Source organism: Fimbriimonadaceae bacterium, from assembly GCA_019638795.1.
In the GTDB taxonomy this organism is placed as follows: domain Bacteria; phylum Armatimonadota; class Fimbriimonadia; order Fimbriimonadales; family Fimbriimonadaceae; genus JAHBTB01.
The window spans coordinates 195,226-213,616 of the sequence record JAHBTB010000004.1 but is presented as its reverse complement, the minus strand read 5'-3'; the positions used below and the strand labels follow the sequence as shown (position 1 = coordinate 213,616).

Sequence of the window (18,391 nt, the reverse complement as noted above, 5' to 3'; positions counted from 1 at the left end):
CTGACTGGTCGCTTATGAGCGGTACGTGGCCCACATCGAGGCCATCCGAGTGCCCTGACCCGCCGTGAAGTTGTTCATGCACGAGTCGTCGGTGTAGTCCATGAAGTTCGTGATCGGGTCGTTGCCCGCCTTGTTCTTGCAACTGTTCCGCCCGACCGGACAACCGTAAGCAGGGGACTTCTCCGCGGGAGTGTCGCTGACTCGGTCGCCTTGGCCATTACATCCACCCTGGAACGTGTGATAGAGCCCCATCCAGTGCCCGACCTCGTGGGTGGCGGTGTCGCCCAAGTTGTAGGGTTGGGCCGTGCCGCCGGGAAGACTGGCCGCCAAGACGACGACGCCGTCCTTCTTCGGTGCGCCGGCGTAGCTGGACGGGAACGTCGCCCAGCCCAGCAAGCCCCCACCCATGTTGTTCGTGTAGAGGTTCAAATCAGACTTGCCACCCTTGTGCAGGGCGTTCTTCATCTGGGTCTCGGCAGAGGTGTCAGGGCCGGCCGTGTACCACGAGTTGTTTGCCGTCACGTCGGTGCTGACCAGGTTGAACTGGAATCCGCGCGCCGCGTACGCCGCGTTCAGCACCGAGATCTGGTTGGTGATTTGGGTTGTCGTCGGCGCCCCGGCGCCGGCGCTGTTCGTGATGACATGGACGTAGACGTTGACGGTCGTCGTCTCGGTGCGTGGGCCGACCTGCACCAGTGAGGCTTCGACGGCCTCCATTTCGGCTTCGCTGAGATCTTTGGTCGAGCACCGGGTTGGAACCGGCCCGGGGCCGACGGCGGTGCTGACACGGGACTGCAGGCTGTCAGATTGCATGGACGACCCGCTTCCTCCGCAACTCTGCAGAGCAAGGCTGCCGACGACAGTGGCGGCGCTGAGGCCAAGAAGCTTAGGCAAACGTTTCATATAGCAGTTCAACTCCACGTTGATGGCGGCATTGTATACCCATGTTGCTTTAGCGCGACAGTGATATACGAAACTTTCTGCGGTCTCTCATTGCGGCAGGGGGAGCAGGTGGAGCCTTCGTGACCCCGACGCGTCAGGAGGGTCGAGTTGGGCCACGGCAGGAAGGTTCCGGACGCCCAGTTCGTCGCTGGTCGTTTGGTCGTCGTCAAGGGCCTGGAGGGCGGCGGCGGGCGGGGTGGTCAGCCATTGGCGGCACTGCCTCTCCATCCCGACTCCACGCGCCGCGTCGAGGATCACCTCGTCGGTGTAGGGAGGCGGCTTGGCGAACAAGGCCTCCCTGAACGCTTGACCCTTGGACTGGCCAAACTCCGCCGAAGCGGCCTCGATGGCGACGGCCGCTCTCATCGTCCGGTAGAGCCCGTGGGGCAGGAGCGTCCAGCGGTGAAGGACTGTGATCTGTCCGTCCTCGGCCAAACGCGTCTCGGCAAGCCGGCACCGTTCGCATTCGGGGTCGCTGAAGAGCACGACGACGTCTCCGGCCGGGACGGTCTCCCAGTGTCGAGGTCGAAAGACGCCGACCCCGACGGGGTCGGATAGTTTGTCCCAACCTCCGGTGCTGGCGAAGAGGAGGGCGGCGCCAAAGAACGTGGAAGACCACCAGACCCCGCGGGGAAGGAGCGACAAGGCCGCCGCCAAGACCCCGATGTGGACGGCGAGGCACACCGGGCACAGGTTGCCGGACCGCAGCATGACGGCAATGAGGCCCAACGAGACGACAGCTGCGCCGGACAGCGACAGGGCCGCAAACTTCCAACCCTTTCTGGTCGTGACAAGCAAGGCCGCGAGAAGGGGCGGGCCGATCCAAGCGAGCCCTGCCCCGAATGGTTGGGAGTCGACAAAGCTACAACTCGCGCAGGCCCACAGGTCTTGCTTGAGGTGCATGGCCAGAGCCAGGCCGGATGCGACGAGGGCATATGCGAGAAAGAACATGCGGAACGCCTGGTCCAGGCTCAATGGCGGGCGCTTCTCTGTCTCCATCGCGCCCCGAACGATACACCAGGGCCGACTACCGGCAGACAGGTAGATTATTGGGAGTCATATGTCCATCAACCCCGTGTTTTTCGGCAAGGCAGAGGCCCAAGTCGCCCTCGACCCCAAGTTCGGCAACCGGCACGGCCTGATCGCCGGGGCTACGGGGACGGGCAAGACAGTGAGTCTGCAGACCCTTGCCGAAGGCTTCAGCCGAATCGGCGTCCCCGTCTTCATGGCCGACGTGAAGGGAGACCTTGGCGGCATCAGCCAGCCGGGCGGCGGCAACCCCAAGCTGGAAGCCCGGGCCAAAGAGATCGGATATCAGATCGCGTATTCGAGCTTTCCCGTCGTCTACTGGGACCTCTTTGGCGAGCAAGGACACCCGATCCGGACGACGGTCAGCGAGATGGGGCCGTTGCTGCTCAGCCGGCTGCTCGACTTGAACGACACGCAAGAGGGTGTCCTCAATCTGGCGTTCAAACTGGCCGACGACCAAGGTCTCCTGCTCCTTGACCTCAAGGACCTGCGGGCTGTCCTGCAATTCGTCGCCGACAATGCCAAGTCACTGACCACCGAGTACGGCAACGTTTCGAGCGCCACGGTCGGTGCCATCCAGCGGTCTCTCCTTGTTTTGGAGCAACAGGGGGCAGAGAACTTCTTTGGTGAGCCTGCGCTCAACCTCAACGATCTGATGCGGGTCGGCTACGATGGTCGCGGGTTCATCAACATCCTCGCTGCTGACAAGCTCATGCAGAGCCCCCGGTTGTACGCCACGTTCCTGTTGTGGCTGGTCAGCGAACTCTTCGAAGACCTCCCGGAGGTCGGCGACCCAGAAAAGCCCAAGCTGGTCTTCTTCTTTGATGAGGCCCACCTGCTCTTCAACGACGCGCCGCCCGCGCTCCTGCAGAAGATCGAGCAGGTGGTGAGGCTGGTCCGGTCGAAGGGTGTCGGCGTCTACTTCGTCACCCAAAACCCCATCGACATCCCCGACACGGTGTTGAGCCAGCTGGGTAACAAGGTGCAACACGCCCTCCGGGCGTTCACGCCGCGCGACCAGAAGGCGGTGAGCGCGAGCGCCGAGACGTTCCGTCCCAACCCCGCCTTCTCAACTGCTGAGGCGATCACCCAACTCGGCGTGGGTGAGGCGCTTGTGTCCTTCTTGGAGGTCAAGGGGACGCCTATGGTCGTGCAACGCACCCTGGTCGCCCCGCCCTCGTCGCGCCTGGGGGTGGTCACTCCGCAGGAACGGCAGGCGGTGATGGCGAACAGCCCGGTCAAGGGCCTCTACGACGCGGTCGTCGACCGTGAATCGGCTTTTGAGGCGTTGAAGTCGCGTGCGACCCAAGCGGCCGAGGCCGCCGCCACGGCCCCGCCCGTTATGAGGCAGGGGCGGCAAAGGGCAGAACCTAACCCCGCTATGGACTTTGTCGGTGACATCGCCAAGTCGGTGGTGCGGTCGGCGGGCACCCAGATGGGCCGATCGTTGGTACGGGGGCTCTTGGGGAGCCTCTTCAAGGGCAGGTGAGCGGCACCCTGCGGCTTGGTCGCAGGGTGCCGCTTCGGGCTTCAGTGGGTGACGACCCGGTCGAGCGTCTTGGCGTCCTCGATCCACTTGGCGACTTGTGACTCGCTCGGGAGCGACCGGACCAGCTTCTTGGCATCGTTGACCTCGGCCATCTTGGCGGTCAGACTGGCGGCGTTGCGCTGGGCAAGCTCGGGCACCGAGTCGACCCCGGCCGCTTCGAGCAGGTCGGCGTACTCCGACCCGACGCCTTTGACGCGGGCGAGGTCGGCACGGTTGACCCATTCGAGAATGAGTTTCTCCGAGATGCCGGTCTTCTCAGCCAAGGCCACGCGCCCCGCCTTCGCTCCGGCCGTGGTGAGCAGTCCTTCCAAAGTGGTCACGCCAGCCGACGTCAGTTTTGCCGCGTATGCGGCTCCGATGCCTTCGACTTCATCAATCTTTGCCATGTTCTCTCCGAAAAAGGTGCCGTCGGTGACGGACCGGGATAAAGACTACTCGGTCCGGACACGTGTTCCCCATAAGACTGCGGACGGCGACTTTCGGGCCTTGGCCGGACGCAACCTGGCTCCAGCGGTACGATGACGGCTCGTGTACGAAAGCAAAATCCCTTACCAGCCGGAGCGGATCCATGCGGCCGCGATGTATTGCTCCGACGGGCGGGTCGGGGCGCAGTTTGACGACTTCCTCGACAACGGCCTGCTCTTGCCCCGGTATGACCGACTGACCCTTCCGGGAGGGCCGTCATGCCTGGCCGGATACCCCGAGCTGACCGTGGCCGAGAAGGGGATTGTCGAGGAACTGCAGTTCTTGGTGGATGTCCACGAGCTGAAGCGGGTCGTCTTGATCGCCCATCAGGGTTGTGCTTTCTACAGTTCTCGACTCGGTCTTGCCGAGCCTAGGATGGAACTAGTCCAGCGGGCGGACCTCGTCCGCGCGGCGGCGTACATCTACCGCGTGTCTAGAATCCCGACCATCGACGCCTACTTTGCCCGCAACACCGACGGCACAATCAGCTTCGAGCCGGTCGAGGTGTAAAAAAGTTTCCAAATTGGGAAACTAAATTGAAAACGGCACGTAGAATAGCGGTGTGAACGACATTGTCGCCGCCGCAAAAGCTGAATTCGACCGCGCTAAGAACCGCGTGCTCTCTGCCTTCTCCCACATTCCCGACGACAAGATCAACTGGTCGCCGACTCCGACTTCCCGGACGCCCGTCGAACTGGTCGCCCATTGTGGGATCGGTACCGAGGGCCTTGGTGGTTGGATTGCCAGCGGGATGAGCTTCGAGGGCTTCGACCCCGTGGCGATCGAGAACTCGATGAGGGAGCAGGAGTCGCATGTCAAGACGAGGGAAGAGGCGGTCGCCCTCCTGGAAAAGGGTTGCGCCTTCTATCAGGGCTGGCTGGACACCGTGACCGACGAGCAGGTCAACGCCACCATCCAAACACCAATGGGTGAGCGCAGGATGGCCGACGTCATCACCTTCCCGGCCGACCACCTGCGCGGGCATGCCGCCCAGTTGGATTACATCCAGACCATCCACGGCGACCGTGCCTGGCACATGGGTTGAGCCAGACTGAATCTGAGGGTGGCCGGGCCGCGTCGGCCACCTTCAGCTAGCAAAGAGGGCGGTGGCAGCCAGTAAGATGCCGGGCAGGATCCGTCATGCTTGCCGCTCTTGCCGCCCTTGTCTTGTCGAGTGCCACCCCCGTCGACAGCCTTCAGGCCTCGTTCCAGAACCCACCTCCCAGCGCACGGCCCCACACCTGGTGGCACTGGATGAACGGCAACGTCACCAAGGTGGGGATCACGAAGGACTTGGAGGCGATGAAGGAGGCGGGCATCGGTGGCGCGCAAATGTTCACCGTCGACCAAAGCATTCCCGCCGGGCCGGCGGGCTACAACGGCAAGCTATGGCGTGAACTCACCGCTTGGGCGGTGAAAGAGGCCGACCGGCTCGGCATTGAACTCTGCATTCACAACTGCGCGGGATGGAGCAGTAGCGGAGGGCCGTGGATCAAGCCGGAGGACGCGATGCAGGTCGTCGCCTGGTCTACTGTCGTGACCGAGGGCGGACGCCATGTTTCCATGACGTTGCCGCCCGTCAAGGCCCCCCAGGTTTATGCGGACGTCGCGTATAGCAAGGACATCGCTGTGTTTGCGGTCAAGGGGTCGTCCCCGTTCCAGAGGAGACCGGACGACTTCTTAGCGCGGACGGGCGTTGTGCGGGGGGACGGGCTTCAGCCCGACCTAAGCCCGTCCATACTGCCCGTCAACGAGATTGTCGACGTGACCAGCCGGTTCAACGGCGGCAAACTGGAGTGGGACGCCCCGGCTGGTGAGTGGACCATTCTACGTCTTGGCCATGTGCCGACGGGCAAGGACAACCACCCGGCCCCGCCTGAGGGAGAAGGACTCGAAGTCGACAAACTCAGCAAGTCTGCCCTCGAAAAGCACTGGATGGGGTTGATGGCCAACGTCATCCACGACGCCGGGCCCCTGGCAGGGAAGTCGCTGAAGGACGCCCTGATCGACAGTTACGAGGTCGGCGGGCAGAACTGGACCCCGGCGATGCGCGAAGATTTTAAGCGCCTTCGCGGCTATGACCCGTCGCCGTACCTTCCCGCCCTGGCCGGGTTCGTTGTCGACAGCCCGGAGAAGACCGAGCGGTTCCTGTGGGACTACCGTCGGACCATCGCCGACCTCTTCGCGACCAACTACTACGGCCGGTTCGCGGAGCTTTGCCACTCCGTCGGCATGGTCGCGAGCAGCGAACCCTATGGGAACGGGGGCTTCGACAACATCCAGGCGGGCAGCAAGGCCGACATCCCCATGGGCGAGTTTTGGATCCCCAACGGCATGGCCAGCGAGTCGGTGAAGTTGGCGGCCAGCGTGGCCCACGTCTACGGCAAGCCGGTCGTCGGGGCCGAGAGCTTTACGGCGGGGGAGGCGGAGGGAGCGTGGAAGGAGGAACCTGCCAAGTTCAAGGCCCTCGGCGACCTGATGTTCACTTATGGCCTCAACCGGTACATCTTCCACCGCTACGCGATGCAGCCGTGGACGGACAAGGTGCCCGGGATGACGATGGGGCCGTGGGGCAGTCACATCGACCGCACCCAGACCTGGTGGCGGGAAGCGGCGTCCTGGTTGAAGTACGTCGCCCGGTGCCAGAGTGTCCTTCAGCAGGGGCGGTTCGTCGCCGACGTCCTCTACTACTACGGGGAAAGTGCCCCGGTGGACATGCCGTCGCCGCAAGAGATGCGGCGCTTGGTGCCCGACGGCTTTGACTACGACGGCTGCGACGTGGGTGCCCTTATGACCGCCAAGGTCGTAGACGGCATGGTGGTCTTGCCGAGTGGGGCCCGATACCGCGTCCTTCTCCTGCCTCCCACGAAGTTCATGACCCCCGCAGTGGCGAACAAGGTCAAGTCGCTGGTCGCCGACGGGGCGACGGTTTGCGGGACCCGCCCCGAGGACACGCCCAGCTTGGTCGGGTTCCCCGACGCGGGGCGCGAGGTGAGGGAAGTCGGGACGGCACTCTGGGGCGGGGAAGACCTGCCCCCGGGCCAGCACCGCAGCTTTGGCAAGGGCCGCGTCTACAGCGGCACAAAACTGGCCCATGTGTTTCTGGACGCTAAGGTCTCGCCGGACTTCACCTACGCTCCTAAGAACTACTTCAACCGATTGGCGTATTGCCACCGTCGGGTCGGTGACGCCGAGGTCTATTTCGTCAGCAACCAAGGCGACCGGTGGGTCCACCCCGAAGCGACGTTCCGGGTCGGGGGCATGCAGCCGGAACTGTGGCGTCCGGAGACGGGCGTGGTCGAAGACGCGGTCGCCTTCAGCGTCAGGGGAAGCATGACGACCGTCCCTCTCGTGCTTGGCCCGTCGGAGTCGGTCTTCGTCGTCTTCCGCCGGCCGATCAAGCATTGGTGGCTGACCTCGCTAAAGCGGGACACGGGCGCCGTATCCCAACCTCAGCCACCCCATGTCGAGATCCTTTCCGCGCGGTATGAAAGTGCCGACGGTCGCGGGACGGACGTGACCGAGAAGGTGCAAGAGATGGCCGACCAGCAGGAATACGTCATCCCGGCCTCCAACGCCGTGTTCGGCGACCCGGTCGTCAACGTCGTCAAGCGGTTGCACGTCCGGTACCGCGTCGACGGCAAGGAGAGTGACGTGACCGTGCCGGAGAACGGTCTGCTTGAACTGGTTAAGGTGCCCGACACGTCAAAACCCGCCTTGGACGACGTGCGGTGGAAGAACGGTCGGGTCGAGGTGACAAGTTGGGCCGCCGGTTCCTTGCGTGGCGAGACCCGAACGGGGTCTGCGGTCAATGTCAAGGTCGAAGGGCCAAAGGTTATGGATGTCGGTGGCCGTTGGGACTTGTCCTTCCCACCGGGCCTGGGGGCGCCGGCAAAGGCGTCCTTTGACCACTTGGAGTCTTGGACAAAGCGGCCTGAAAGCGGCATCAAGTACTTCAGCGGCCGGGCGACGTACCACAAGGTGCTCCAAGTACCTGCGGCCATGGTCGCTGACGGCCGGGTGCTTCGGCTTGACCTTGGTGAGGTGAAGAACTTTGCCACGCTACGGGTGAACGGCAAGGCCGTGGGCACGCTGTGGAAGGGGCCATGGCAGTTCGATGTGACGGGGCTCCTTCGGGCCGGAGCCAATAGAATCGAGATCGACGTCACGAACCTTTGGCCGAACCGCTTGATCGGGGACGAGCAACTTCCGCCTGACGCCGAATTTGACGGCAACCATCTGAAGCGATGGCCTGACTGGCTCGTGAAGGGCGAGCCTCGGCCAAAGACAGGCCGGACCACCTTTGCGACGTGGCGCTACTACACGAAGGACTCGCCACTCTTGCCGAGCGGCCTGTTGGGCCCGGTGAGGCTCCTGAGTGCGAGGACGGTGGTGGTCCGGCCTGATTGATGGGCCCAGCGGGTGGTGTGCGCTTCACGCCGTCGTCCGCTAGATTCGATGCAAGCCGCATCTGGATCACAAAACTGACCGCAGGGGGCCAGCCCGCTTATGTGGGCTGGCCCCCTGCAGTCGAGGCCCGTGCGACTAATTTACGACGACCTTGCCCTTGTACATGTCCATAGGGCAGGCAAAAGCGACTTCTCCGGCCTTCTCCGGCTTGAACTTGAGGGACGCTTTGGTGCCCTGTTTGACGACCAGCTTCTGCTTGAGGGACTTGAACTCGACAGTCCCTCCACACCCCAAGTGGTCACCACCGACGAAGGTCAACACCACGGGAAGGCCCTTCTTCACCTTGATGACCGAAGGCGAATACTTTCCGTTGGCGACAGTCACGGTGGCGACTTGGACGCCTTTGACGACTTTCGCCTGGACGGGTTTGTCGGTGGGGGCGGAGCGGCCGTGTTGGAGAGCCATGACCGACGAGGCGGCCAGGGCGACGGTGACGAGGGCGGTTGCTTTGATGTTCATGGTGTTGCTTGGTCGGTGCCGATCTCTTCGGCAGGTAAGGAAGGGTCGGGCTCGGTGACCGGCCACGACCATTGGCGGTTCAGGAACGTCCTGTTCAGCCAGATGACGAAGTCGTCGATGTAGGTGTGCATGATGGGGATGTCGAAGAGGGACAGGATGGTCCCGACCAGCAAGCCGCCGACGACGGCGGTGGCGAGCGGTTGGTAGGCGTCCAGTCCGGTCTTGGGCGCAAGGGCGACCGGGAGCATGACGACCAAGGTGATCCCGGTCGTCATGAGGATGGGGCGCAAACGGTCGGGGCAGGCCCGCCTGACCGCTTCGTCGCGAGGGACTCCCTGGTCGCGGTACTTCATCACCAGGTCGATGATCAGGACCGCCGTGGTGATGTCCATACCGGTCAGCACGATGATCCCAAGGATCGACACCGTCGAGAACGACTGGTGGGCGATGAACAGGGCGACGAACACCCCGGCCAGTTCCAGGGGCAGGGAGGCGATCATCTGTAAGGGTTGCAAGAAGCCTCGGAACTGGACGACGAGGACGAGGTACATCATGACGATCGAAAGCCCCAACCCCTGGAGCAGGCGTCGGAAGCTGTCCATCATCTGGGTCATGTCGCCCCTCATCTCCATGCCGTATCCGGGAGGGAAGTTGACCGGCTCGACACCAAGCTTCTTGTTTCCCCCGTAGGCGTTGGCGACGAGGTTCATGACCACGTCCATGCTGGGAAGGCTGCCCATCCGGTAGTAGCCCGTCACCCCGATGACCCGCTTCAGCCCGTCGTGCTCGATGGCGGTAGGCGCCGACGAAGGCACGATGTCGGCCACGGACTTGAGGGGTATCTGCTTGCCGTCTGGGGTGGTGATGTAGGTCGCCGCCAGGTCGTCCGCGCTGGACCTTTCGGGGCCGTCGTAGCGGACAAGGATCGTGTCCTGGCGGATATTGGGCAGTCGAAAGTACTCGTTGGTCAGTCCACCTCGCATGGCGTAGTACGCCTGCTGGGCGATCTGGTCGGGGCTGAGCCCGACCTCTTGGGCACGTTGCAAGTTGACGTCGATCCGGTAGTCAGGGACCCCGAGACTCCATGTCCGGCCGGGCTGGAAGAGCTCGGGCATCTTCTCGCCGACCTGCAGGACTTGGTCGCCAAGCCGGTCGAGCACGGCGAGGTCAGGCCCATAGATGTTCACGTGGACCGGCGCCGCCGAGGTCGCCATGACGTCGGAACCCATCTCTTTGATCTGGAACCGACGGATGTGAGGGACGGTGTCAAGCGCCTCCTTCTGGATGGCGTCGATGACCTTGAAGATGTCGTTCTTGCGCTTCTCCTTGTCGCTGAAGGTCAGCATCATGGCCGCGCCGTTCACCGCGGGCATCTGGTAACCGGTGAAGAAGGGAGACCAGGTCTCGAACATGGACTCGGCCCCAAGCTCGATGCTGGCCTTCTCGACTTCGGGGTGCTTGCGGATGATCTCCTCGATCTGCTTCACCGCCCTCTCGGTGCCGGCAAAGGAGGTGCCCGGGTTCATCTCAAGGAACGCTGACGCCTGTCCGGTGTCGGCCAGCGGCATCATCTCCGACCCGATGAAGTAATAGAAGGTGAAGCCAAGGATGAGGGTGGCCAGAACCCGGGTCAAGTTGGCGAACCGGTGCTTGAGGAGCCAAGTGATGGTCCTGCCGTAGGCCCCTTCGAGCCGGTCAAGCCCTCGCTGGAACGGGTCGACGACCCGGTAGAGCAGGCCCAGAACCGGATGCCTCCGCTCCGACTCCCGCACGTGTTCGGGGCGCAGGAGCTTGGCGCACAGCAGCGCGGTAAGCGTGAACGAGACGAGCATCGAGGCAAGGAGCCCGAAGATCAGCGGCCAGACGAGCTCGACGAACATCAGGCCGACGATGCCTCCTGAGAAGATCAGGGGTAACAGGGCCAACACGATCATCAGGGTGGACGCGATGACGGCCACTCGCACCTCGGCGATGCCGTCGATCGTCGCCTGCTTAGGCGACTTGCCCATCCGCAGATGGCGCTCGACGGCATGGATGTCGATGATCGAGTCGTCGACGAGCCTCCCGATGCTGAGTAAGAGTCCGATCAGCGTGCCGCTGTTGAACGTCATGCCGAAGGGCACCATGAAGAGGACGGCCATGGCCAGGGACGTGGGCAGGGTCACCATCGCGATGAGGGTGCCGCGCCATTCGCCCAGGAAGAGCATCAGGGCGACGGCGGTCAGGATGATCGCGACGGCCAGTTCGTGCCAGACGTTCTCGAAGAGGATGTCGACAAAGTGGGCGTTGTCGTAGGCGGTCTCGAACTTCAGGCCGGGGTTTTCGTTCTCGATCTGCTTGACGACCGACATGACGGCCGGCACGACCAACGCCGAACTGGCCCCGGGGTTCTGGATGACGCTGACCTCGATCGCTTCCTTCGATTCGCCGGTCGTGTTGTCGAGGTAGCGGTAGCCGGACCTCTTCTCCCACACCGAGTCTTCGACCCGCGCGACGTCGCGGACATAGACCACCCGCGGAGTGGTCGGCGGCGGGGTGACTTGGGCCGGTGGGCTGGCGCTGGCCGACCCACCCATGCCCATTCCCCCAGACGGGGCCGCGGCAGGCGGTGCGGTGGTGCCCGCGGCCGTCACAGGGTAGTCCAAGATGTCCTGGGCGGTCGTCGCCCTCGTGTCGACGCGGACGATCGCCTCCCGCTCGCCGTCGGTGACCGTCCCGCCGGTCGCGCTGACGTTGGAGCGGTCGATCGCGTTCCTCACGTCGAGGATCGAGAGGCCATAGGAGGCCAGCTTGTCACGGTCGACGATGACCTGCAATTGACGCCGGTGACCACCGAAGGGCACAACCGCGTACACGTCTTGGACGGTCTTGAGGCGGCGCACGACGTCGTTGTCGGCGAACTCGCGCACTTTGGCCATGTCCCAACCCAGAGAGGGGTCGCCCTTGAGGGACAGGGTCAGGACAGGAAGGTTGAGGGGGTCGATGGGGATGATCCACGACGGCTTCAGGTTCGCCCCTGTCGAAGGCAGGCTAGACTGGACGACGTTCATCAGAGACTGGATGTCGGTCTGCGCCCGCTGCATGTTCGTCCCGTAGGGGAACTCCAACGTGACGATGCTGAACCCGTCCTGTGAGGTCGACCGGACGTAGCGGACACCTTTCACGTTGATGAGCTGTTCTTCGATCGGTTTCGAGACATAAAGCTCCATCTCTTGGGCCGAGAGGCCGGGCATCATCGTGACGACCCCGACCATCGGGCTCTCGACGTACGGGGCGAACCTCCGCGGCATGTGGGAGACGGCCATGACCGCCAGGGCGACCATGGCGACGTAGAACGCGACGACGGCGTAGCCGTGCTCGATCGACCACTTGTGGATCAAGTGGAGGGCGTTGAGCTTATGCCCGCCCCCTGGTTGCCGCTGGTCGCTCACTTGACCACCACAGTCCCGGTGTACATGTCCATGGGGCAGGCGAACGTGAGCCGCTTCCCAGCCGCTTGGGGCGGGATGTCGATCGTGACGGGCTGGTTGAGGGGCGTCTCGGCCTCGATCCCGAGGTCAGGAAACTTGACCGAGGTGCCGCACGACTCGGCCGCCCGCCGGACGAACACCAGCTTGGCCGGTCGGCCCGCGGCGATCTCGACAGACGCGGGTGAGTAGCCGGAAGCGTCCAGTTCGATCGTGACCGTGCCTTCTGTCGCCTTGGTCGGCGCCTCAAGCGACCTCACCGCCATCCCGTCGGCCAGGCCAAACGGGGAGACGACGACCCGCTCTCCCGACTGGAGCCCGTCGAGGACGGCCGTCTTGTCGCCGGCCCTGCCCCCGACCCTGACCTCGCGCTGGATGACACTGAGACGCCCTCCCGCAGAAGCGGTCGCGACCCACACCTTGGCCACCGTTTTGCCGTTCCGGGTCTCAATGACGACAGACTCAGTGGGGACGACGAGGGCGTTGCCGAGCTGGCCGACCTGGATGTCCATCGAAACGAACTGGCCTGGGCTGAACCGGTTGTCGGCGTTGGCATAGACCGCCTCCACAATCCCTGTCCGCGATGTCGGGTCGACGCTGGGCGAGACCGATGTCACCGTCACGGTGATCGGTTCTTGTCCAGGCCGGGTGTCCTTGACCCGGACTTGGTCGCCGACCTTGACCTTGTCGAGGTCGATTTGGGCCACGTTGGCCTGGAGCCGGACAGGGGAGACCTGAGCGACCCTCAGGACGGACTGTCCCGGAGCGACGACGACGCCAGGGCTGATGAGGCGCTGGGTCACGACGCCGTCCACTTCGGCCCGAAGTTCGGCGTAGCCCCGCTGCACGGTCGCTCCTTGGAGCCCGGCCGAGGCCGCCGCCACCGACTCCTTCGATTGGCGCAGGCGGGCTTCGGCGGCGTGGATCTCGACGTCGTTCACCTTCTTACGGGCGCTCGCTTCCTTGCGCCCGGCTTCGGCCCGCGTCAGCCTTGCCCGGGCCGCGTCGACCTGGGCCCGGGCCGCCTGGGCGGCGGCGGTCGCCGCCCGAAGCCCACCTTCGGCGACTTCGGCCTTCGCATGGGCTGAGTCGACGTCAGCGTCGGCTCTCCGGGCGGCGGCGGTCGCCGCCTGCATCTCTTCGCGCGAGAGGGCGTTCTTGGCGAAGAGGGCCTGGGCACGTTCCAACTCCTGTCGGGCCAGAGTCTGCTGGGACTTCGCCCCTTCGACTTCCGACCGGGCCGCCTTCAACATAGATTTGGCGGAATCGACTTCAGCGTCGGCACGGGTGCGGTCGAGTTCGGCGACACGGACTTGCGACTTGGCCTCGGCGACGTCAGCGTCGGCAGTCGCGAGCTGGGCCGCACTTTGCGCGGCGGTCTCGATGGCGTGGTGGTGCTCGTCAAGGGCGATGTTCACGCCCTCGCCCGCGCTCCGCAGGTTCGATGCCTTCTCGGCGACCATGGGGTCGGTCTGGCTGGTGTCGAGGCGGGCGAGCAGTTGGCCACGCTTGACCTTGTCGCCGACGTAGACCGGCATCGCGACGATCGTGCCGCTGACGCGGGGCACCACGTCTTGCTCGACGAATCCGACGACTTGGCCCGCGTAACTCACCGATTCGGCGAACGGCTCCTTCTTGGCCTCGGCAAGGACGACAGGCAGTTCTCCCTCCGGCGCGGGTGTGTTCATTTCCATCACCTGCGCTTCGATCGGCGTCATCGCGCCTTCGCGGCGGAGGTTACGCACCGCCCAAACGCCGACGGCGAGGGCGGCGGCAAGGCCGGCCAGGGACAACAACACCGTGCGGTTAAGCAGGCCTTTGAGGCTGGCCCGCTGACCAGTCACCTTCATTCGCCACAGCACCAGAGCGCCGAGTCCGACGACGACCGCGCCGATCGCCCAAGGAAAGGCGTTGCCGGTGTCCCCGGCCGACGACTGTCCGGTCGCCAGACCGAGCACGGCCTGGCCGCTCCCCGCCGGGGTACTGACCGAGACGGTGACGTCGTATTGGCCCGCCATCGAAAAGGTCGCGGGTGCCGTGTAGGTTCCCTTCGGCTCGGTGGCGGTGGCGGTCTCTTCCCGCTCGCCCATGTTCATGCCCGGCATGCGGGCAAAGACCTTCACGGTGGCGTCCGGGACAGGCTTGCCGTTCTTGTCGGTGACGACGACGCTTACCTTGGCTTTGCCCACCGGCACGACCAACGGGTCGGTCCGCAGGCTGACTTTGAACGGGCCGGCGACGCCGTCCACGGCGAACGCGATCGTCGCGAAGAGGAACGCGGCGACGATCGCGGCGAGTCTCATCGCGGCCCCCCTACCGCCCGGTCGAGGCGAGCCCCCGCCAGCGCGAGGTCCAGTCGGGCCTTCGTCGCGTCGGCCCTTGCCTTGGTGAGGAAGTCGAGGGCGTCGAGTTGTTCGAGGAGGATGGATTTTCCCGCCTCGACCCGGGCGGCGACGACCTCATAGGCGCTGGCCGCGGCCGTGACCGAGGCTTCGGCAGAAATGACGTTGGCCTGGGCGGTGTCGTGGTCAAGGATGGCCTGGCGGACTTCCTTCTCCACTTGAAGCCGCGCCGACGCCAGTTCCGCTTCGGCGCGCTCATGCATCGCCTTGGACTGGTCGACACCGGACTTCACCCGGCCGCCGTCGTAGAGCGGGAAGCTGAGCGACAGGCCGACGGTCAGGCCGCCCATCTCGCGCATGTTCGCGCCGTCGGCCATGCCGAAGGCGTAGACACGGGGCAGGCCCAGGGCCCGGGCTGCACGCAACTCGTCCTCGGAGGCCTTGGCCTTCGCCTTCTCGGCCAAGACAAGCCCGCGTCGGTCAAGGGCTTGGGCGACAAGGTCGGTGACCTCACCTTTGGGCAGGTTCGTGAGACTGGGTTCCTCTAGCGAGACAGGGACGGTGAGCGTCCCGCCCATCAGTTGGAGCAGATCGAGGAGCGACTTTGCCTCGTTGTTCTTCGCTGAGGACAGCTCTCGCTCCGAGCGGCGGACTTCGGCCTCGACGCGGCGGACCGACGCCTCGACCGTTTTGCCCGCTTCATATTGGGCCTGCGTCGTCCGGAGCAACTCCTTCAGCGAGGCGAGGTTGGCCACGGCCGCCTTGACGTCCTCCGACGACGCGGCCGAGGCGAAATAGGCCTGACGGACAGCGAGGACCAGGTCGGATTCCGCCTCGCGGTAATCGCCGGCCGCGGCCTGGGCGAGCCAGTGCGCCGAGGAGGCCATTGCCTGGACGTCTCCGGCAAGGACGGGGACCATCACCATCAGGCTGCCACCGACGAACGGGTCGGCGGGCACCTGCATGGTCGCCGCAGGGTCGGTGCCAGGAGGTGAGAAGAGCAGGGAACCCTTGTTGCCCGTCGAGGCGAAGCCGTTTGCGGAGACGAGGGGGCCGGTCATGGCCCGGGAGCCCCGCTCGGCGGCGACGGCGCGGCGAAACTCGGCCTTGGCGGCACGGAGCATGGGGCTCTGGGCCTTGGCGGTCGCCACCGCTTCGTCCAAAGTCATCACCTTCGTTTGGGCCGGGCCGACCGTGGCGAGGACGACGGCCAACGAAACCAACGTGGACCGCGTCATCGCGCCACCTGGGCCCGTTGGGCGGGGTCGAGCACGGCCAGGGCGGATTCCCAGGCTTTGCTCCTCGTGGCGTCATAGCGCCGCGACAGTTCGGAATAGTCTTGCAAGGTGGCCTGGACTTGGTCCACCCGGCCTTGCCGAGGTTGGATCCGGGCCATCGCCTCCGTCAGGGCGGCCTTGTCGGCCTGCCACCGCCGGTCGATGTCCTGGACGGCGTGCTTCTGGGCCGGGCGTAGGGCCTGGCCACCGGGCCGAAGGAGGTCGGCGGGCTCGGGTTTGTGGAGCGGGCTTGTGGGCCCGGGCAGTTGGGACACGCGGGGTGGGGCCGGCTTGGCCGCGGCCAGGCTGTAGGCCACGACGCCGACGGCCAAGACGAGTGACACGACCGTACCGGGCCCAAAGAGCCGTCGGCGGGCCGGTCGGCGTTGGTCACCAACGCCGAAAAGGCTTGTGAATCTGTTCCTGAAAATGGTGCATACCTCGCTAGTCGGTCTGGGGCCGCCGGGCGGTGCCGGGCGGCCGACGCAGAAAGCTAGCGGGCAGGAGGCGCACGAAGGCTATGGCCTTCGAGGTCAGGAGGCCGGGTGAGGCCGGGGTCGGGGCCAGGGTCGACGCTCCGACTTGGCGGGAGCGGGATATCGAGGGCCGCCAGGGCCGGAGGCAGGGTGGCGACCAGGGCCTGGACGGGGAAGAGGATGTCGGCCTGGACCTGCGCGACGGGTGGTGTCGCCGAGACGCACGTGGTGATCTCGGACGGGCCGGGTTTCCCCGACTTCTTACCCGACTCCTCGGTGCAACAGGAACAGGACTTTGACCGGTTGACCGGGCAAAGCTGGTCGTTGCTGGCCGCCGGTCGCGGGGCGGTGGGACACACGCAGGCGCCGCCGGCCCAGGCGACCTGGGTGATGAGGAGCAAGAGGGCGAACACGACCCGCCCCAGTGAGACTGGGTTTGCGCGGTGCTTCGTGCGTCGTCGTCCGTCCATGGCGTGCCAGGGCCTTGACCCAATTATAGACACGTTTCAGAACGCCGAAGAGAGCCGCGTCGTTCCCGTGATTCTTTGAACATCCGCTCTGGATCAGACGACAGGATGGCCGTCGAATTGTTCGCCGAACACAAGGCGACGCCCTCCGCAGGAGCGGAGGGCGTCGCAATTTCCGGATATCAGGCAGGTGCTTCTACTTGCCGGCCGACTTGTCGGGCGCGGCGGCACCGGCTGAGCCGGCCTCTTTGTTGCCGCCTCCCATCTTGGAGATCTCGTCGGCCGTCAATGCCCGGCCGAAGTTGTTGCGGATCTCTTTGTCGTCCTTCGGGCTCGCGTTGGTCTGGCCGCTGTCACAGGCGGTCAATGTCCACACGGCCATCAGCAGCACGGCGGCAACAAGTCTCTTCACTTCACTGGACCTCAGGAGCAGCATAGGCGAGGTACCGGCTGCCGTTAGGACCGTCGACGGCCTTGCTGTGCATGGCCTTCCAGGTCTGGGCCTTGGCGTGGCCGTCGCAGAAGACGGAGACGTTGAAGCCTTCGGGGAAGACGGTCGGTTCCGAGATGCTGGTCGGGTAGACACCCGCCTTGACCCCGGAGGTGCCGATACGGCCGGCCGGCGCGGTGCTCATGTTGGCGTCACCGAAGAGGTTGTACGCCCCGTCACCCCAGTAGCGGAACGCCTCGTCCGGGTTCCAGTCCATGTGCCACATCATGTCGTAGTGGTTGGCCTGGGTCACCATCACGGTGTCCGCGATGCGGCCGACGGCGGTCTGAGACAAGGACGGATAGTTCTGCTTGAAGTAGAACTCCGCCCAGATCACGTCGGAACCGCCGCGATAGACACCGCCGATGCCGTCGCGGATCCAGTGCTCACCGCCGGTGAACTGGTTACGGCCCTCGGGGTTATAGACACCCATGGCGCAACCGGATGCGTCGCTCGGGTCGCTGGGGCAGACGTCACTTGCGGCGCGGCGCGGGGGCATCGCCCACTGGCTGTTGAGCACGAGCGGGTTGTCCGAGAGCTTGGCCGGGGTGAACGGGTCCATCAGGATGCCGGCGTTCTTCATGTACGGGAACGACAACACCGCGAAGGTCGGCAGGCTCCACTCGTTCTGGAAGCCAGCGACCGGCGCGAAGACGTCGTCGTAGTCTCCCGCGTACATCAGCTGGGCCAAGCCGATCTGCTTGGCGTTGGAAATCATGGTCGCCTTCTTCGCGGCTACCTTAGCTTGGGCGAAGACAGGGAACAGAATGGCCGCCAAGATCGCGATGATCGCGATCACGACGAGAAGTTCGATCAATGTAAAGGCACGCTTCCTCATATGAGATTGCTCCGACGACCGCACATGCTTTGGGCGGTTCGATTGTGACGGCAACTGTTATGGTTCACTATGGTCTAGTCACTCCATCCAGCAGCCGCACGCCACAACAATGATACGAAG

15 protein-coding genes are annotated in these 18,391 nt (G+C 64.7%); 4 read left to right on the top strand and 11 right to left on the bottom strand.

All coding sequences use genetic code 11. The features are described from left to right. Window positions 1–12 precede the first annotated feature (12 nt). Together KF857_07150 and KF857_07145 are read right to left on the bottom strand one after the other, a co-directional pair. Window positions 13–903: a zinc metalloprotease gene (locus KF857_07150; GenBank protein MBX3111771.1), complete on the bottom strand. Its 891-nt coding sequence runs from the start codon at window positions 901–903 to the stop codon at window positions 13–15. A gap of 87 nt (window positions 904–990) precedes the next feature. After that, window positions 991–1,941 carry a hypothetical protein gene (locus KF857_07145; GenBank protein ID MBX3111770.1) on the bottom strand — a complete coding sequence of 317 codons (951 nt, stop codon included), beginning with the start codon at window positions 1,939–1,941 and terminating at the stop codon, window positions 991–993. A gap of 61 nt (window positions 1,942–2,002) precedes the next feature. On the opposite strand from KF857_07145, the gene KF857_07140 reads away from it, so the two are divergent. Continuing rightward, entirely contained in the window at window positions 2,003–3,460 is a 1,458-nt protein-coding gene (locus KF857_07140) for a DUF853 family protein (GenBank protein MBX3111769.1), read from the top strand. A 41-nt stretch (window positions 3,461–3,501) separates the two neighbouring features. Here the strand turns inward: KF857_07140 and KF857_07135 are convergent, their stop codons facing one another. After that, a complete protein-coding gene (locus KF857_07135) occupies window positions 3,502–3,906 on the bottom strand; it encodes a DUF4332 domain-containing protein (GenBank protein ID MBX3111768.1) in 405 nt (134 codons plus the stop codon). A 142-nt stretch (window positions 3,907–4,048) separates the two neighbouring features. Here KF857_07135 and KF857_07130 point away from each other — a divergent pair, with 142 nt between their 5' ends. The 3 genes from KF857_07130 to KF857_07120 all read left to right on the top strand — a co-directional run bounded on the left by KF857_07130 (window position 4,049) and on the right by KF857_07120 (window position 8,395). Beyond that, window positions 4,049–4,495 carry a hypothetical protein gene (locus KF857_07130; protein MBX3111767.1) on the top strand — a complete coding sequence of 149 codons (447 nt, stop codon included), beginning with the start codon at window positions 4,049–4,051 and terminating at the stop codon, window positions 4,493–4,495. A gap of 52 nt (window positions 4,496–4,547) precedes the next feature. Then, window positions 4,548–5,030, top strand: coding sequence for a DinB family protein (locus KF857_07125; GenBank protein ID MBX3111766.1), 483 nt, complete (start codon window positions 4,548–4,550; stop codon window positions 5,028–5,030). A gap of 95 nt (window positions 5,031–5,125) precedes the next feature. Beyond that, a complete protein-coding gene (locus tag KF857_07120) occupies window positions 5,126–8,395 on the top strand; it encodes a hypothetical protein (protein ID MBX3111765.1) in 3,270 nt (1,089 codons plus the stop codon). A 135-nt stretch (window positions 8,396–8,530) separates the two neighbouring features. Here KF857_07120 and KF857_07115 read toward each other — a convergent pair whose 3' ends face one another. The 8 genes from KF857_07115 to KF857_07080 all read right to left on the bottom strand — a co-directional run bounded on the left by KF857_07115 (window position 8,531) and on the right by KF857_07080 (window position 18,271). Beyond that, entirely contained in the window at window positions 8,531–8,914 is a 384-nt protein-coding gene (locus KF857_07115) for a cupredoxin domain-containing protein (protein MBX3111764.1), read from the bottom strand. Continuing rightward, window positions 8,911–12,345, bottom strand: a complete 3,435-nt coding sequence (locus tag KF857_07110; GenBank protein ID MBX3111763.1) for an efflux RND transporter permease subunit — start codon at window positions 12,343–12,345, stop codon at window positions 8,911–8,913. The genes KF857_07115 and KF857_07110 overlap by 4 nt, the downstream gene beginning before the upstream one ends. After that, the gene (locus KF857_07105; GenBank protein MBX3111762.1) at window positions 12,342–14,684 is read right to left on the bottom strand and encodes an efflux RND transporter periplasmic adaptor subunit; all 2,343 of its coding nucleotides are present in this window, start codon (window positions 14,682–14,684) and stop codon (window positions 12,342–12,344) included. Before KF857_07105 ends, KF857_07110 begins: the two co-directional genes overlap by 4 nt. Then, window positions 14,681–15,961, bottom strand: coding sequence for a TolC family protein (locus KF857_07100; GenBank protein MBX3111761.1), 1,281 nt, complete (start codon window positions 15,959–15,961; stop codon window positions 14,681–14,683). The genes KF857_07105 and KF857_07100 overlap by 4 nt, the downstream gene beginning before the upstream one ends. After that, window positions 15,958–16,344: a hypothetical protein gene (locus KF857_07095; GenBank protein ID MBX3111760.1), complete on the bottom strand. Its 387-nt coding sequence runs from the start codon at window positions 16,342–16,344 to the stop codon at window positions 15,958–15,960. Before KF857_07095 ends, KF857_07100 begins: the two co-directional genes overlap by 4 nt. 149 nt (window positions 16,345–16,493) lie before the next feature. Beyond that, window positions 16,494–16,946 (bottom strand): hypothetical protein, encoded by a 453-nt coding sequence (locus KF857_07090; GenBank protein ID MBX3111759.1) that lies wholly within the window; start codon window positions 16,944–16,946, stop codon window positions 16,494–16,496. Window positions 16,947–17,139: 193 nt separating this feature from the next. Continuing rightward, window positions 17,140–17,355: a hypothetical protein gene (locus KF857_07085; GenBank protein MBX3111758.1), complete on the bottom strand. Its 216-nt coding sequence runs from the start codon at window positions 17,353–17,355 to the stop codon at window positions 17,140–17,142. 1 nt (window position 17,356) lies between these two features. Next, window positions 17,357–18,271: a prepilin-type N-terminal cleavage/methylation domain-containing protein gene (locus tag KF857_07080; protein MBX3111757.1), complete on the bottom strand. Its 915-nt coding sequence runs from the start codon at window positions 18,269–18,271 to the stop codon at window positions 17,357–17,359. Window positions 18,272–18,391 lie beyond the last annotated feature (120 nt).